14 protein-coding genes and 1 CRISPR repeat array (1 of these 15 only partly in view) are annotated in these 16,021 nt (G+C 46.0%); of the genes, 6 read left to right on the top strand and 8 right to left on the bottom strand.

From position 1 onward, the window contains the following. Nucleotides 1-3,895: direct repeats of the CRISPR family, unit length 24 nt; unit sequence ACTGCCTTACAGGCAGCTTAGAAA; it reaches 5,318 nt to the left of the window's first position. A 92-nt stretch (nt 3,896-3,987) separates the two neighbouring features. Next, nucleotides 3,988-4,242 (bottom strand): helix-turn-helix transcriptional regulator, encoded by a 255-nt coding sequence (locus AEA42_RS10400; protein WP_037430643.1) that lies wholly within the window; start codon nt 4,240-4,242, stop codon nt 3,988-3,990. Nucleotides 4,243-4,464: 222 nt separating this feature from the next. On the opposite strand from AEA42_RS10400, the gene AEA42_RS10395 reads away from it, so the two are divergent. Further along, nucleotides 4,465-4,797, top strand: coding sequence for a membrane protein (locus tag AEA42_RS10395; protein WP_011071658.1), 333 nt, complete (start codon nt 4,465-4,467; stop codon nt 4,795-4,797). 83 nt (nt 4,798-4,880) lie between these two features. On the opposite strand, the gene AEA42_RS10390 is transcribed toward AEA42_RS10395, so the two are convergent. Beyond that, nucleotides 4,881-6,095 carry a site-specific integrase gene (locus AEA42_RS10390; protein ID WP_037430658.1) on the bottom strand — a complete coding sequence of 405 codons (1,215 nt, stop codon included), beginning with the start codon at nt 6,093-6,095 and terminating at the stop codon, nt 4,881-4,883. 210 nt (nt 6,096-6,305) lie between these two features. Continuing rightward, complete coding sequence (locus tag AEA42_RS10385) at nt 6,306-7,169, bottom strand: YicC/YloC family endoribonuclease (RefSeq protein WP_037422912.1); 864 nt, start codon at nt 7,167-7,169, stop codon at nt 6,306-6,308. 209 nt (nt 7,170-7,378) lie between these two features. Between AEA42_RS10385 and rph the strand changes: the two genes are divergently transcribed. Together rph and pyrE are read left to right on the top strand one after the other, a co-directional pair. Then, nucleotides 7,379-8,092, top strand: a complete 714-nt coding sequence (rph, locus tag AEA42_RS10380; protein ID WP_011073930.1) for a ribonuclease PH — start codon at nt 7,379-7,381, stop codon at nt 8,090-8,092. Between the two features lie 96 nt (nt 8,093-8,188). Beyond that, entirely contained in the window at nt 8,189-8,836 is a 648-nt protein-coding gene (pyrE, locus tag AEA42_RS10375) for an orotate phosphoribosyltransferase (protein WP_037422911.1), read from the top strand. A gap of 93 nt (nt 8,837-8,929) precedes the next feature. Here the strand turns inward: pyrE and folE are convergent, their stop codons facing one another. From folE to coaBC, 5 genes are all read right to left on the bottom strand, one after another. After that, nucleotides 8,930-9,580 carry a GTP cyclohydrolase I FolE gene (gene folE / locus AEA42_RS10370; protein WP_037422910.1) on the bottom strand — a complete coding sequence of 217 codons (651 nt, stop codon included), beginning with the start codon at nt 9,578-9,580 and terminating at the stop codon, nt 8,930-8,932. A 549-nt stretch (nt 9,581-10,129) separates the two neighbouring features. Beyond that, nucleotides 10,130-12,115 (bottom strand): S9 family peptidase, encoded by a 1,986-nt coding sequence (locus AEA42_RS10365; protein ID WP_055647680.1) that lies wholly within the window; start codon nt 12,113-12,115, stop codon nt 10,130-10,132. 135 nt (nt 12,116-12,250) lie between these two features. Next, the gene (gene slmA, locus AEA42_RS10360; RefSeq protein ID WP_011073926.1) at nt 12,251-12,844 is read right to left on the bottom strand and encodes a nucleoid occlusion factor SlmA; all 594 of its coding nucleotides are present in this window, start codon (nt 12,842-12,844) and stop codon (nt 12,251-12,253) included. A 31-nt stretch (nt 12,845-12,875) separates the two neighbouring features. Further along, nucleotides 12,876-13,334, bottom strand: a complete 459-nt coding sequence (gene dut / locus AEA42_RS10355) for a dUTP diphosphatase (protein WP_011624324.1) — start codon at nt 13,332-13,334, stop codon at nt 12,876-12,878. Then, a complete protein-coding gene (gene coaBC / locus AEA42_RS10350) occupies nt 13,331-14,563 on the bottom strand; it encodes a bifunctional phosphopantothenoylcysteine decarboxylase/phosphopantothenate--cysteine ligase CoaBC (protein WP_037422903.1) in 1,233 nt (410 codons plus the stop codon). The genes dut and coaBC overlap by 4 nt, the downstream gene beginning before the upstream one ends. Before the next feature lie 119 nt (nt 14,564-14,682). On the opposite strand from coaBC, the gene radC reads away from it, so the two are divergent. The 3 genes from radC to rpmG all read left to right on the top strand — a co-directional run bounded on the left by radC (nt 14,683) and on the right by rpmG (nt 15,898). Next, the gene (gene radC / locus AEA42_RS10345) at nt 14,683-15,360 is read left to right on the top strand and encodes a DNA repair protein RadC (protein ID WP_011073923.1); all 678 of its coding nucleotides are present in this window, start codon (nt 14,683-14,685) and stop codon (nt 15,358-15,360) included. Between the two features lie 121 nt (nt 15,361-15,481). Further along, nucleotides 15,482-15,718, top strand: a complete 237-nt coding sequence (gene rpmB, locus AEA42_RS10340) for a 50S ribosomal protein L28 (RefSeq protein WP_006079870.1) — start codon at nt 15,482-15,484, stop codon at nt 15,716-15,718. A gap of 6 nt (nt 15,719-15,724) precedes the next feature. Beyond that, on the top strand, nt 15,725-15,898 hold the full coding sequence (gene rpmG, locus AEA42_RS10335) for a 50S ribosomal protein L33 (protein WP_006079871.1): 174 nt from the start codon (nt 15,725-15,727) through the stop codon (nt 15,896-15,898). Nucleotides 15,899-16,021 lie beyond the last annotated feature (123 nt).

Here is a 16,021-nt window from a genome sequence, read left to right as displayed (position 1 = left end):
TGGCCTCCGGCATTGGTGGCATTGCGTTCACTGCCTTACAGGCAGCTTAGAAATTGAAAAATGTATGGTCGATGCGGCTCGCTGGGTTCACTGCCTTACAGGCAGCTTAGAAAGTTAGAAGCGGCCAATTACAAGCGCAGGTTATGTTCACTGCCTTACAGGCAGCTTAGAAATAAAACAGCCCCTGCAAAGTCCGGCAAGGCCAGTTCACTGCCTTACAGGCAGCTTAGAAAGCCCAGGTGCGGGTCGTCCTAAGGGCGAACCAGTTCACTGCCTTACAGGCAGCTTAGAAAATAGCGAAAAGGCATGCCAGTGATGCGCCCACGTTCACTGCCTTACAGGCAGCTTAGAAATAGGCTAAGGTGTGGCATCGGCATCGGTAGAGGTTCACTGCCTTACAGGCAGCTTAGAAAACATCGGCAGGGCGAAAGTAAAAGGAATAAAAGTTCACTGCCTTACAGGCAGCTTAGAAATATATCTCACCGTCAACAATAAAATATTAAAAGTTCACTGCCTTACAGGCAGCTTAGAAACATTAACTAAGAGGCCCGCCACATCGGCAGGGGTTCACTGCCTTACAGGCAGCTTAGAAAACGCTGGCCCTGTGCTCATTTCAAAATCTCCTGTTCACTGCCTTACAGGCAGCTTAGAAAATGATTATTCCTTAGGATTAAGTTAATTAAGAGTTCACTGCCTTACAGGCAGCTTAGAAAGCATTGGCACGTTTACGCGCCTGATATTGCTTGTTCACTGCCTTACAGGCAGCTTAGAAAATGCAGGGCAGCGAATCCGCCACCAAATACAAGTTCACTGCCTTACAGGCAGCTTAGAAAACCAATGGATTTATCCATTTGCTGGGCGGCGAGTTCACTGCCTTACAGGCAGCTTAGAAACCAGTAAAGCAGCGGGTAGGTTTTATCCGAGAGTTCACTGCCTTACAGGCAGCTTAGAAAAATGGAATAAGCAAACCAAAATAAAAAGCCCAGTTCACTGCCTTACAGGCAGCTTAGAAATATTGATAAGTGAGCTTCATCAACAACAAACAGTTCACTGCCTTACAGGCAGCTTAGAAATTGAGCGCCTAAGCGGTCAAATCAATTTAATCGTTCACTGCCTTACAGGCAGCTTAGAAAGTGAAGTGGAATACAACCGTCAAAACCACATGGTTCACTGCCTTACAGGCAGCTTAGAAACATTGCTTGTTTTTACTTGAGGGTACTGTGGTGTTCACTGCCTTACAGGCAGCTTAGAAAGCTCAGTGATCCGTCTATCGCTTTGGCTTGGCTGTTCACTGCCTTACAGGCAGCTTAGAAAAATATGCCCTGTGAAGCAGGGATACCCACCACGTTCACTGCCTTACAGGCAGCTTAGAAATGCGGTTTCTCACTTTAATGAACCATTTGAAAGTTCACTGCCTTACAGGCAGCTTAGAAATTTACCACCCCTGATTTATTAACCGATGAAAAGTTCACTGCCTTACAGGCAGCTTAGAAAGTGCCATTGGCGTGATTTAATGAAATTCCTCTGTTCACTGCCTTACAGGCAGCTTAGAAAAGTCACGGAAACTGCGCCAACACCTGAGCTTCGTTCACTGCCTTACAGGCAGCTTAGAAAATCCACAAGACTCCGTATTCTGGCAAAAAACCGTTCACTGCCTTACAGGCAGCTTAGAAATGGCGTCCCTGCAGTTGAAAACGAGGTTGCCTGTTCACTGCCTTACAGGCAGCTTAGAAAGTTTCAGCGAGCATTGATAAAAACACGGCGGCGTTCACTGCCTTACAGGCAGCTTAGAAAGCAATACCGCGAATTAACGGATGAACTTCCTCGTTCACTGCCTTACAGGCAGCTTAGAAACAACGCCTTTGCAAGTTGAGCTGGCGAGAAAAGTTCACTGCCTTACAGGCAGCTTAGAAAATGGTTTAATCTGTTAACTGTTCCACAAACCAGTTCACTGCCTTACAGGCAGCTTAGAAATCATTGAAGTCCTCCAGTGGGTGATATTCGGCGTTCACTGCCTTACAGGCAGCTTAGAAATGCAACCTGAATGCGGCGCAGCTGATAGCCGCGTTCACTGCCTTACAGGCAGCTTAGAAATTTACCCAAATAACGGGCCCTATCACACCCGAGTTCACTGCCTTACAGGCAGCTTAGAAAGCGTTAGATGTTGAAGTTGAAGCGCGCAGAACGTTCACTGCCTTACAGGCAGCTTAGAAAAGCAAATCCCAGTGCGCGCCATTGTTGCATGCGTTCACTGCCTTACAGGCAGCTTAGAAAAACCGGATCAACATAGGTCCCAAGCACTAATCGTTCACTGCCTTACAGGCAGCTTAGAAATTTGATGCGGCTACTGACACAGTGTTCGTTAAGTTCACTGCCTTACAGGCAGCTTAGAAAGTTATCCCGTATCACTTCATTTTTTGCCGTCAGTTCACTGCCTTACAGGCAGCTTAGAAATAAAGCGGCTCAAAGCCTTCGCACGGCGAAGCGTTCACTGCCTTACAGGCAGCTTAGAAATTCATGGCCGTTTGCCATAAAAAGCGACAAAATGTTCACTGCCTTACAGGCAGCTTAGAAAATATAGAAGCACTGCGCTGTGCAATGTTGGAAGTTCACTGCCTTACAGGCAGCTTAGAAATAACACAGCCAAACGAGCCACTAAATCATTGAGTTCACTGCCTTACAGGCAGCTTAGAAAGCTCTTTAGCCAGTTCGGCAACGTCCTCACATGTTCACTGCCTTACAGGCAGCTTAGAAAGTTATAGACTTGCTGTTTTTGATGGCATGCAAGTTCACTGCCTTACAGGCAGCTTAGAAAGAGTTGTTGCCCAAGGTTAAAACCCTTAATCCGTTCACTGCCTTACAGGCAGCTTAGAAAATTCCCAGCAGAAACAAAAGGCACAACATTAAGTTCACTGCCTTACAGGCAGCTTAGAAAAGTTTCAAAAGGTGGTAATAATGGGATATTAAGTTCACTGCCTTACAGGCAGCTTAGAAAATTTTGTCCAATATCTATAGTTGCTGGAAAGCGTTCACTGCCTTACAGGCAGCTTAGAAATCCAGAGGAAAAGCATCATCCTTTTTACAAGGGTTCACTGCCTTACAGGCAGCTTAGAAAAATGGTAAACATGGCGCAAAAAGCCTCAGATGGTTCACTGCCTTACAGGCAGCTTAGAAAAACAACCCAGAGAGCTGGCTCAATGCCCTGCGGTTCACTGCCTTACAGGCAGCTTAGAAATGCTTGAGGCATTAAATAAGCAAGGCCCAGGTGTTCACTGCCTTACAGGCAGCTTAGAAACGCCAGTAATCGCGAGTTCTGCCCGTGTACCTGTTCACTGCCTTACAGGCAGCTTAGAAATGCGATAAGTTAGGCGACCCTATATCGCGTGGGTTCACTGCCTTACAGGCAGCTTAGAAAAAGAACATCGGTTTCGATACAACGAGCCATGAGTTCACTGCCTTACAGGCAGCTTAGAAAATTGCTGCATAATGCGGTTGGATTCGTCTTGCTGTTCACTGCCTTACAGGCAGCTTAGAAAGTGAAAACCACATGGTGACCGCCAACGACCCCGTTCACTGCCTTACAGGCAGCTTAGAAAGTGAAAACCACATGGTGACCGCCAACGACCCCGTTCACTGCCTTACAGGCAGCTTAGAAATGATGGGTACATTTCGCGGCGGCGTTTTAAATGTTCACTGCCTTACAGGCAGCTTAGAAATATATTCGATGGTGAACTAAAATGCCTACATAGTTCATTGCCTTACAGGCAGCTTAGAAAAAATGAAAGGTTTTCTGTGGCCTTTTGCACCTGTTCACTGCCTTACAGGCAGCTTAGAAACGCGAGGACTAGGGCGCAGCCGACGGCTTTTATTCACCACTTCACAGGCGGCTTAGAAAGCTAGCCAAGTTTTACTGTAGCTAAAGCACAAGTTTGATTTGTTGTTCGTTGAAGCGACCTAATAGCGTTAAGCCTCTTTAGTGAGGCTTTTTTATTCGTTTTTTTCTAGATACTGCTCACTAAAACCTTTCAAAAATGCATGCGCTGATGTGCCACAGGCAAGGCAAACCTGCTCAAGTTCTAAGATTTTGAGTTGACGCTCCCCGCTCTCGTACTTGGATACGAAACTTTGGGGCTTTTCTAATTTAAGAGCGAGCTCACTTTGACTGAGGCCTGCATTTTTACGCATAGCTTTCAATTCATTACGTAAGGCTTCTTCTCTATCCGACCATAGCTTTTGTTTCATGGGCCGATAGTAGACGAAGTTGTAAAATATCCCATTTTGGGATATTTTGGTTATGTATTAGGGTTTCTAATATGAGTTTGGAGGTTGGTTATTGCATCAAATCTGACTGAACCAGTTGATGGGGTAAATCTAATATATTTTCTCTATCCGCTCACCTTCGAGATGACTTGTTATAGCTATTACTAATCTCTTAATTTTAAAGCAGTTAGGAGAGTTTCAAAAATGGACCGGTTTATTAAATATCTGATAATTTGTTTTTTATTAGTACTATCAATGGCTTTGTTGACAATATTCAAGAGCAACGTTGAACTTGGTTTTTGGGGATGGATAGCTTTCATTTTATCTGGAACTCTGTTTATGACGATTGGCTCCTTTATAGGTGGAGTATTTTTAAGCTTTGTTAGGCCAGATGCATACTTTACATCAGGTGCTATGGATGCATTTTATAAACGTATATTTTGGAGTGTTGGACCTCAATTTATTGGCGGACTAATTGGTTTTATGGCGTGTGAAGGATTTATGGTCAATGTGTTAGGATTTACCCAGTTTAGGTAAGATATTACTATTGATATTTGAGATACTAAGCTCAGTTAAAAAGCCTTTAACTGAGCTAGATCTAAATAGTTATTATTTCAGTATTAGGTGTTTATAATCAATTTTAAATATTGTGACAATTTTTCTAACGCTTCCCTTCGCTCATCGAAATAATCATGCTGGTTATAAATCCCTTCAACACCCTTTAGTTTGTGGTTAAGGCAACGCTCTGCAACGTGCCCTGGCGTTCCTTGTTTTGCAAGCAGGGTGCGGCAGGTACGACGTAGATCGTGCACAGTGAAGTGGGGCATATCACCCATTAAGTTTGGGGGTTGTTTTTTCTTACCGGCTTCGTGGCCAAATAGTTTAGTGATTGCTCGGTTTAGCGTATCAGGACCCATATGGGGATTTTTACTTGAGCGTCTGCTGGGGAAGACATACTCGGAGTCATATGCTCTGATTTTTAGCTCATATAGCCATTCCATCACTATGGGCGGCAATGGAATCGCAATACCCACTCCAGATTTGCTCCTGTTTTTTGACAGATTCCACACCTTCTCATCAAGATTAAACTCCTTCCAAGGCGCTTCAGCTAACTCAGACTTACGTACTCCCAATGTAATCAGTAGTGCACATGCTAGATAGTTGTCACGGCTAAAGCTGTTACTATTTTCCCTAGCGATTTTAAAAAACGTGGTGACTTCCTCTCGCGTTAAAGCGCGGTCTTTACTTTTTTCTAAGCCACCAGCATCTGATATAGAAAATGCACTTGCGGGATTTGCGCCAAGCAGATCCAGCTTTATGCCGTGATTAAAAAGCTGCTTGCAGTACATTAGAGCATCGTTAGCTATTGCTGGGCGGTTAGTGGCTGCAATGGCTTGTAATACAGCCTTTATGTCTCTGGCTGTGACGCTATCGACGTTGAAGCTGCCTATATGGGGAGCAATGTCTTTACGGTAGATACGTTCGGGGATTTCGTGGTGCTTGAGTCTTTTAATGTTACCTAAATGCCAATCGGCAAAGAGATCATCAACGGTTTTGATTTTGGATTGCTCTGCACGTTTTTTGGCTATGAGCGGGTCGAGACCATCGCGAAACTGTTTCATTTTGGTAGCAGCTTCCGCACGCGCATCCGCAAGAGACATATCACTGTATTTTGCTAAGGTCATTTCCTTGCGTTTGGATTGCGCCGTGTAACGGAGCATCCAATATGGAACGCCAAGCTTTGGGACAACAAAATACAGACCGGCTCCATCTGCATACCGGCCAGGTTCTCCTTTAGCCTTGGACTCAATCTCTTTTACTGTCAGGTTTCCCATAAATCCATTCCCCATCATGACCTTAAGGTTGCTTTTATGAAAGCCAATAATACCCACCACTGACGATCGGAGTTATTGTAGCATACCCACCAATATACCCACCATATGGCGGTGGGTAGTGGTGGGTATAGATGGATGTTAGTAGACGGGTTAAATATTAAAACCAATCAAAAACAATGGTTAATGGTGCTTTATGGATGCCTATGGATATCATTCAACGTTTTGGATCTGCTCGCGCATTTGTTCGATGAGCACTTTGAGCTCGACGGCGGCGGCGGTGATTTCGGTGCTGATGGATTTAGAGGCGAGGGTGTTCGATTCGCGGTTAAATTCTTGCATCATAAAATCTAAACGGCGACCTTCGCTGCCGCCTTTTTTGAGGATGCGGCGGGCTTCGTTAACATGGGCTTCGAGCCTGTCCATTTCCTCTGCCACATCTTGTTTTTGCGCTAACAAGATCATCTCCTGCTCGATGCGGGCGGGATCGAGTTCACCTTTGATTTCGGCGAGACGATTGGTGAGTTTATCGCGCTGATATTCCATGACTTTAGGCATATGCTCGCGTACAACGGCGATTTGCTCGCTGACGCCGTCTAAACGGCTTAAGAGCATGTCTTTGATGGCTGCGCCTTCACGGCCTCGGGCTTCAATGAATTGGTCGATAGCTAAGTCGAAGGCGGTCATTAAATCGGCACCAACCGCGTCCATATCCTGCTCAGCACTAGAAAGTACTCCTGGCCAGCGCAAAATATCGGTGAGGTTGACTTCGCCTTGTCCGGCTTCTTGTTTGAGCCAACTAGCGGCGTCGAGTAGCTGTTTGGCTAACCCTTGGTTTAATTTAAGTTCGTTATTGCTGTTATCGGCTAATTCGTAGCGTAAATTGACCTCGACTTTACCGCGGCTTAAGCGTTTACGCAGGCGGTCGCGTAAAACGGGCTCGAAGCTGCGGAATTGTTCTGGCAGACGTAGGTAAGTTTCGAGATAACGCTGGTTGACTGAGCGAATTTCCCAAGAGGCAGTGCCCCATTGTGCTTTGTGCTCAATGCGAGCGTAGGCTGTCATGCTTTGGATCATGGGTTGTCCTAGTGGTTTAATCGTCATAATGAGAGGCGATTATAGAGTCAATGGCTTTAGGATTAAAGGCATACCACTACTCGCGAGGAGGATTAGGTGTTTGTGTGACGAGTTTGCTAGAGAATCACCCTAAGCATGGCATCTATAGGCACAAAACCCTATAATATGCAGCCAAAATCGGTCAATGACTCAGAATACAGGAATTTCGCATGCGTCCAAGTAACAGAACGCCAGCACAAACACGCCCCATTACTATCACTCGCCAATTTACGGCCCATGCCGAAGGTTCTGTGTTAGTCGAATTTGGCGAAACTAAAGTGCTTTGTACCGCCAGTTTTACTGAGGGTGTACCGCGTTTCCTTAAAGGTCAGGGCCAAGGCTGGGTAACGGCGGAATACGGCATGTTGCCACGCTCAACCCATAGCCGTATGGATCGTGAAGCCGCTCGTGGTAAACAATCTGGCCGCACGCAAGAAATTCAACGTCTTATCGGCCGTGCGTTGCGTGCCTGTGTGGATATGAAAGCGCTGGGTGAAAACACCATTGTCATCGATTGTGATGTGATCCAAGCTGATGGCGGTACTCGCACCGCGTCAATCACTGGTGCTTGTGTCGCCTTAGTGGATGCGCTTAACTGGGCTCGTGGTAAAGGCATTATTAAATCTAACCCGCTTAAGTTCTTAATCGCTGCGGTCAGCGTGGGTATCTACAACGGTGAAGCGATAAGCGACCTAGAGTATGTTGAAGACAGCGCAGCCGAAACCGATATGAACGTGGTAATGACAGAAACCGGTAAGATTATCGAAATTCAAGGTACTGCCGAAGGTGAACCGTTTACTCACGAAGAGTTGATTGAGCTACTTGGTTTAGCGAAGAACAGTATTCGCGAAATCGTCGATGTGCAGAAAGCCGCATTAAATTAATTGTTATTGATAAAAAGCCCCGTTATGGGGCTTTTTATTAAATCAATTTTGCTATAACCCAATAAAAATAGAACGTTAAAGTCGTAAGGAGAGATTGTGAAAGCCTATCAACGTGAGTTTATTGAATTTGCCCTAGAGCGTCAGGTGTTGCGATTCGGCGAGTTTACCCTTAAATCGGGCCGTATCAGTCCTTATTTCTTTAATGCGGGTTTATTCAATACTGGCCGTGATTTAGCCCGTTTAGGGCGTTTTTATGCGGCGGCGTTAGTGGATTCTGGCATAGAGTACGATCTGTTGTTTGGCCCAGCTTACAAAGGTATTCCGATTGCGACCACGACAGCGGTGGCTTTGTGCGAACATCACGATATCGATATTCCCTACTGCTTTAACCGTAAAGAGAAAAAAGATCACGGTGAGGGCGGTAGCTTAGTCGGTAGCGAGCTTAAAGGTCGGGTGATGCTGGTGGACGATGTGATCACTGCGGGAACGGCGATCCGTGAGTCGATGGAAATCATCGAAGCTCATCAAGCGCAGCTGGCAGGCGTATTAATTGCGCTGGATAGGCAAGAAAAGGGCAAGGGCGAATTGTCAGCCATCCAAGAGGTCGAGCGTGATTTTGGCTGTGGTATTGTGGCGATCATCAAGCTTGCGGATCTGATCCGCTATTTATCTGAAAAACCAGGTATGGAAGCGCAACTAGCAGCGGTAAGCCAATACCGTGAGCAGTATGGCATCGAGGCCTAATAAGGCTTAAGCGTGTTATAAACCGCTAAAACAGAAACGCTGCAATTCAATAAGAATGGCAGCGTTTTTTTATATCTCACACAAAGTAAGGTCTTACTTCGACTGGTGTAAAAACTCGGCGCGGGTCGCGGGGTTGGATTTAAAAATGCCACCTAAGGCCGTAGTGGTGGTGGAGCTAGTGGAGTCCATTACGCCGCGGGATTTTACGCAGTAATGCACCGCATCCATTTTAACCGCAACATCTTTAGTTTCGAGCAAGGTCTGCAGCGCGACTAACACTTGCTGAGTCAAACGCTCTTGTACCTGAGGACGTTGGGCAAAGAAACGTACAATGCGGTTAATCTTTGATAAACCAATAATTTTTTTACGTGGAAGATACGCAATGGTTGCTGTGCCATCAATAGTGACAAGGTGATGTTCACAGGTACTGGTCAGGCTAATATCCTGTACGCGCACCATTTCATCAAAGCCCATTTTGTTATCAATCACAGTGATCTTCGGGAAGTTAGCATAATCTAGACCGGAGAAGATTTCGTCGACATACATTTTGGCGATGCGGCGTGGGGTATCGGCAAGACTGTCATCAGAAAGATCCAGTGACATAAGCGTCAGAATTTCCTTCATATGGTGTTCAATCTTGTCCTTACGCTCTTCAGGAGTAAACACACTGGGGAGCATGGGGGTTTCAAGTCCGCGCTCTTGCAGGGCGGCTTGTACTTTTACTGCTGCTTCACTTAATGACATTTTTATCCTCCACTACTTCAGTAGCGGCTATCACTGAAAACCTAGCACCCTAAACTGAGTTTGTACAATGGGTGAACTCAGGTACAAATCGACTGGTTCTTATCTGGGTAAGAACAAGGTGGGGGAGAATAGCGCGAATTGCGGATAATTCATACCAAAAAACGCTCACGCTGAAGATGAAAAAGCCGATAGTCCTTATCGATTATCGGCTCCTCGGGGCGTTAAAACATTATTATCTTGATGAAGATAATAGGGCGTGTTGACGTTTCAGGATTATTTTTGCAGCAATGTGGCTGGCTTTTATGCAAGGCAAAGTCCGTGCTGTGTAGTTATTCTACATAAACGGACGATAACGCGGCAGAAAAGCCAGCCAAATGCTGCCCGAAGGGGTCGTCTGGCAAGCCCTTGCTCTTACTTTCTGTCATAAGAGCCGCTCGTCATTTGAGTAGAATAACTACACATCATTCCTCGTTTCGCGAGCACGTGCTTGCCAGAACGAACAAAATTTAATCTCGAAACGTCAACACGCCCTAGTTATTTTAGTGAGTACTAAAGTTTTAAGTTGGTTTTTAAGAAGCTCAGCATCTGATCGTAATATTTGGCTCTATGCTCATCGTTATAAAAACCATGGCCTTCGTTATCCATCACCAGTTTTTGGTAAGGATAATTATGGGCTTTGAGGGCTTTTTCTAGTGATTCTAATTGTTCAATCGGCGCTCGCTCATCGTCACCACCGTGAACCAGTAAGAGGTTCGCTTTTAATTTAGCAACGTTCTCTGAGGGAGACATGGCTTTTAGGGTGGCTTTGTCTTGGCCGAGTACGTCCTTAAGATAGCTTGTGCCTGAACGTGTTCTGGCGACGTCACCTTCATCAAACATCAACTCCAGATCATACACACCAGCAAACCCAACCGCGCATTTAAACATATCGGGGGCTAATACTGCGCTTTGTAGGGCGCTATAGCCGCCAAAGCTACCGCCTGCGATACAAACTCGTTCTTTATCGGCAAAGCCTTGGTCAATCACATATTGAGTCGCATCGATAATATCGTGCTGAATATCCGAGCCCCATTTTTGATAGCCAGCTCGCTCGAAACGCTTGCCATAACCACCTGAGCCACGGAAGTTAACCTGTAATACCGCGATACCATTTTGGGCGAGTAATTGATTTTGAGGGTCAAAGCCCCACCAGTCACGAATACCATGGGGGCCACCATGGGGATTGACGACCAAAGGGAGATTTTTGGCTTCTTTGCCGAAGGGTAAGGTTAAGTAGCCATGGATTTTCTGGCCATCGCGGTTGGTGAAGCTAATGGGTTTAACCTCCGCCATTTGCTCTGGGTCGAGCCATTTGCGAGCGGTGGCTAGATACTCTAGCTTGAGCTTTTTAGTATCAAACAAATAGTAATCACCGGGATTGCGGTCGTTAAATGCAATCACCACCAGTTGCTCGCCATTACGGGTTTCGCTGACAATCCGTACTTGATGCCCGGGTAGAGCTGCAATTAAATCCTTGAGTAGTTTGGCGTGGCTATCGTTGTTATCGACAAATGCATAACTGGGATAGCCATTTTCAAATTCAACGGCATAGAGCTGTTTGTTTGTGCCATTGATCCAGAAGTTGCTCGGATCTACAACCTCATCTTGAATGATCTCGGCCTTCTCGCCTGTTTCGAGGTTGATGCGATAGACGCCTAAGGTTTCAGTGCCCACGCGACCCGCAGCATAGATGGTATTTTTATTATCAGCGAAAGAGATAGGCGTAAAATCACTTAAGCCAAGGTTAAGTTTGTCGGTGTTTATCCATTCGCCATCTTTGCGGTAAAAGACTTTAGTGATGTTTTTGCCATCTTCCCCTGCCACAAAGCGGACTTCACCCTCATGGTCTGTCATAAAGCGTGCTCGGCCAATGGGGGAGCCTGTTATACGTTTACGAACCCCGCTAAATAAGTCAACGCGGTAAACATCCTGAAGTGTTTCAGTAAAGTTGGGGGCACCACCCCATGGGATCGCATTGACTAACATATAACGCTCGTCATCAGGCAGGGGATCGAGAATAAAGGCGGTAGCACTTATAGGAGTATTTTTCTTGAGATTCGATCCTGTTTGTTGCTCGCTACTTTTATAACCAAATAAATATTTTGGGCGAGAACCATCGGCATTAACCGCCATTAATTCGCCGTAGTATTGGGGCACATCGCTCCAGCCCTTAAGGTATTCTTTTGCCAGTACTATGCGCTCGCTATTGGCCCATTCATAGGTGCCTACCTGCGCGTTGCTCGGGAAGCGAATTGCGTTAAGCAATTTTTTGGTTTGTGCATCGAGTACTAAGAGGACATTCTTGCCTTCGACACTGGTGATTGCACTTAAGTATTTGCCGGTAGGCGAGATTTTGACGTTAGAGTACTCGTTACCGCGACTGAATAATTGGGATTGTGACAGGGCATTTGTGGCCGAGGTTTCGGCCGCTAATGTGCTGAAAGGCATAATAGGCAAGCAAATTACGGCCAATGCAGCAAATGGCAAAGATTTCATCTGACATCCTTGTAATATTATTGTGGTTTTTGTTTTGTAAATGTTTACTCGAGATTAAAACAAAAGAAATACCGATACAAGGAGTAGGGGATAAAAGAAAGGACGGTGATTACCGTCCTTTATGTTGATAAATCATTAGCTTTGCAACAGCTGATGCTGAATAAAGCGCCACTGTTCATCGAAGTGTTGTGTGGGTTTTAGTTTAAACTCACTGCGGACAAATTGAGCAATTCGCCCCTCTGCGAAGGCTAACAGCAAATTAGCTAAAATAGCCTCATCTAAATTAAAGCCTTTGCCTTCTCGCAGGGTCTTTTCCCGCAAAATTTGCTTAAGTTGAGTTTCTATTTTTGCAAATAGCGTACTAATGCGGCTACGCAGACGCTCATTTTCACCTAAAAGCGCATCACCATTGAGGACGCGCGAGATCCCTGGATTACGCTCGGCAAAAATCAGCAGTAGTTGCAGCACCAGTTGACAGCGTTTCATGGTGTCTTTTTCATCATCCATGATGATGTTGATACGAGAGAGTAATGACTCTTCAATAAACTCAATTAACCCTTCGAACATCCGTGCCTTACTCGGGAAGTGGCGATAGAGTGCCGCTTCCGATACGCCGACTTCTGAGGCGAGTTTAGCGGTGGTAATACGTTGTCCTGGGCTGGTTTCTAGCATTTGTGCTAGGCATTGCAGTATGTGTTCACGACGATTAATTTTTGGGCTTACAGCCATTGCAGTATCCTTCGCTCAATAACGATTCAGGTTATTTAGTGCCAGAATGGCCAAATCCACCTTCACCACGGTCTGAGCTATCGAACTCATCAACGAGTTTGAATTGTGCTTGTACCACAGGGACAAACACCAGTTGTGCGAGACGATCACCGATTTCTAAGGTAAATGGGGTATCGCTGCGGTTCCAACAAGAGACCATTAAGGGCCCCTGATAATCCGAATCGATAAGCCCAACCAGATTTCCAAGGACGATACCGTGCTTATGCCCAAGGCCTGAACGCGGTAAAATCACTGCTGCAAGGCCTGGATCTGCTACATGGATGGCGATACCCGTTGGGATTAACTGAGTTTCTCCCGGGGCTATCGTCATGGTGGTATCTATCATGGCGCGAAGATCCATGCCTGCGCTGCCTGGTGTGGCATAGGCAGGCAGCGGGAATTCAGAGCCAATACGGGAATCGAGGATCTTTAATTCAATCGGTGTTTTCATTTGTGTTGTTTTTCTTTCACTATCAACGAAAGTAATTGCCGAGCCAACGTGAGTTTATCGGTAGCAGGCAAATCTTGACTACCCTGTGGCCAGAATACGCGCAGGGCATTGGCATCGGCGTTAAAGCCTAGACCAGCAACGGATACATCGTTTGCCGCGATCATATTCAAATTTTTACGTTTGAGTTTATCGCGGGCGTAGGCTTCTACATCATGGGTTTCTGCGGCAAATCCCACCATAAAAGGACGGTTTGCCAAGCTTGCGACCGTCGCTAAGATATCAGGATTCCTCACCAGCGCAAGTTGCATTTCTTCCGCTGACTTTTTGATTTTACTGGTGGCAATATCGCTGACGCGATAGTCAGCAACCGCCGCACAGCCGATAAAAATATCTTTATTATCAACATTCTCCATCACAGCATCGAGCATATTCTGTGCCGATTCAACATTGATTCGTGTCACCCCTTCTGGGGTGGCTAAATTTACGGGTCCTGCGACCAAGGTCACATCGGCGCCCATATCGGCCGCGGCCTTCGCTAAGGCAAAGCCCATCTTGCCTGAGCTGTGATTAGAGATATAGCGTACAGGATCGATGGCTTCGCGGGTTGGGCCTGCGGTGATCAGTACCGATTGGCCTGCTAGCGGTTGTGACTCCTGTTCAGCATAGACATCTTTTGTTGCAAAAAAGCGACTCGCAAGTTCGGCAATTTCGAGCGGTTCGAGCATGCGGCCAGGGCCCACTTCACCGCAAGCTTGACTGCCACTTGCCGGTCCCCACAGGGTGTAACCACGGCTTTGTAAACTGGCTAAATTGGCTTGAGTGGCGAGATTACGATACATCTGCTGATTCATTGCTGGACAGAGCGCAATTGGCGCTTCAGTGGCAAGACAAGTGGTTGTGATTAATTCATCTGCCATGCCTGCATTGATACGGGCGAGAAGATTTGCTGTAGCAGGGGCGATAATCACTAAATCGGCCCAGCGCGCCAGTTCAATATGGCCCATCGCCGCTTCGGCAGCGGGATCGAGTAAGCTCGATGATACCGGATGCCCTGATAAGGCTTGCAGTGTGAGTGGGGTAATAAATTCCATCGCACTTTGGCTCATGACCACACGTACATCAAAGCCGCGTTCTTTTAAGCGGCGCACTAAATCCGCACTTTTGTAGGCCGCAATGCCGCCACCAATACCCAGCAGGACGTTTTTCGTTATCAGGCTCACAGACATCATCCGAGATTGAAATAATGTCGCCAACCATACCACAAAGCGATGAATTGGCGTGACTGTCCCAGTTCAAAAAATCTCGTCCATACTTGCTAAAGTAAAAATATGCGACGACAGGAGGTCACATGGCGATTAAGGATTGGCCAGAGGGAGAAGGGCCGCGGGATAAGTTATTGCTAAAAGGCGCTAGTCATCTCTCGGATGCCGAATTACTGGCGGTGTTGTTGCGTAATGGCCTGTCAGGGCTGAATGCCGTAGACCTTGCCCGTTCACTTATTCAAGAATTTGGTGGTTTAAGAAGCTTACTTTGCGCACCAAAGCATCAGGTGTGTCGACTTCCTGGCGTGGGACCTGTAAAATACGCCCAGCTTCAAGCCGCGGCTGAATTAGCGAGGCGTGTGGCACAAGAAAACCTGCAGAGAGGTCAGGTTTTGACAAATCCCGATTTAACTCGGGATTATTTAATGAGACAATTAGCTGACCGCTCCTATGAAGTGTTCGCAATTTTGCTGCTGGATAGCCAGCATAGAGTGATTCAGTTCGTCGAATTATTCCGCGGAACAATAGATTCAGCCTCAGTGTACCCACGTGAAGTGGTGAGCTTAGTGCTGGAGAAAAAGGCTGCTGCCGTCATAGTGTGTCACAATCATCCGTCTGGTATTGCCGAGCCCAGTCAGGCTGACAGACGAATAACTGAGCGATTAAAAAATGCGTTGGCAACCATAGATGTATCCCTGTTGGATCATATGGTTGTTGGTGATCGAGAGATAGTTTCCTTCGCGGAACGAGGCTGGATTAATTAATCTAACACTTGATCTTCACTCTGTGATCGTGTATAAAATGCGCCCTCTTTGTGCCTCGGGCGACGGCCATACGAGGCACATTAATGCTCGAGCGTTAAAATTGTTTTTGGAGAAGATTGACATGTCAAGAGTATGCCAAGTTACTGGCAAGAAGCCGATGGTTGGTAACAACCGTTCGCACGCAAAAAACGCGACCCGTCGTCGTTTTTTACCTAACCTACAAAACCACCGTTTTTGGTTAGAAGAAGAAAAACGTTTCGTACAGTTACGTGTATCTACTAAAGGTATCCGTCTGATCGATAAGAAAGGTATTGAAGTTGTTGTTGCTGAACTTCGTGCCCGTGGCGAGAAGGTGTAATAGATCATGGCTAAAGCTAAAGGTAATCGTGAGAAGATCAAATTAGTTTCTACAGCTAAAACTGGTCACTTCTACACAACTGAAAAAAACAAGCGTAACATGCCAGAAAAAATGGAAATCAAAAAATTTGATCCAGTTATTCGTCAGCACGTTATCTACAAAGAAGCAAAAATCAAGTAATCCTTGTTTAGTGTTTCGAGAAAAGCCCCTTATCTAAGGGGCTTTTTTTTTGGCTTTTCGTCATCAAGATGAGATAAATCTGTCCCATATTTGGCGATTGCGACTAAATCATATTTGGTTAAA

The organism is Shewanella sp. Sh95, from assembly GCF_001308045.1.
In the GTDB taxonomy this organism is placed as follows: domain Bacteria; phylum Pseudomonadota; class Gammaproteobacteria; order Enterobacterales; family Shewanellaceae; genus Shewanella; species Shewanella xiamenensis.
The sequence above is the reverse complement of the archived record's forward strand: the minus strand, read 5'-3'. Positions and strand labels throughout refer to the sequence as shown.

Bases quoted from the DNA above. Each gene is read 5' to 3' on its own strand.
- AEA42_RS10400 (WP_037430643.1), bottom strand. From the start codon at position 4,242: ATGAAACAAAAGCTATGGTCGGATAGAGAAGAAGCCTTACGTAATGAA.
- AEA42_RS10395 (WP_011071658.1), top strand. From the start codon at position 4,465: ATGGACCGGTTTATTAAATATCTGATAATTTGTTTTTTATTAGTACTA.
- AEA42_RS10390 (WP_037430658.1), bottom strand. From the start codon at position 6,095: ATGGGAAACCTGACAGTAAAAGAGATTGAGTCCAAGGCTAAAGGAGAA.
- AEA42_RS10385 (WP_037422912.1), bottom strand. From the start codon at position 7,169: ATGATCCAAAGCATGACAGCCTACGCTCGCATTGAGCACAAAGCACAA.
- rph (WP_011073930.1), top strand. From the start codon at position 7,379: ATGCGTCCAAGTAACAGAACGCCAGCACAAACACGCCCCATTACTATC.
- folE (WP_037422910.1), bottom strand. From the start codon at position 9,580: ATGTCATTAAGTGAAGCAGCAGTAAAAGTACAAGCCGCCCTGCAAGAG.
- AEA42_RS10365 (WP_055647680.1), bottom strand. From the start codon at position 12,115: ATGAAATCTTTGCCATTTGCTGCATTGGCCGTAATTTGCTTGCCTATT.
- slmA (WP_011073926.1), bottom strand. From the start codon at position 12,844: ATGGCTGTAAGCCCAAAAATTAATCGTCGTGAACACATACTGCAATGC.
- dut (WP_011624324.1), bottom strand. From the start codon at position 13,334: ATGAAAACACCGATTGAATTAAAGATCCTCGATTCCCGTATTGGCTCT.
- coaBC (WP_037422903.1), bottom strand. From the start codon at position 14,563: ATGATGTCTGTGAGCCTGATAACGAAAAACGTCCTGCTGGGTATTGGT.
- radC (WP_011073923.1), top strand. From the start codon at position 14,683: ATGGCGATTAAGGATTGGCCAGAGGGAGAAGGGCCGCGGGATAAGTTA.
- rpmB (WP_006079870.1), top strand. From the start codon at position 15,482: ATGTCAAGAGTATGCCAAGTTACTGGCAAGAAGCCGATGGTTGGTAAC.
- rpmG (WP_006079871.1), top strand. From the start codon at position 15,725: ATGGCTAAAGCTAAAGGTAATCGTGAGAAGATCAAATTAGTTTCTACA.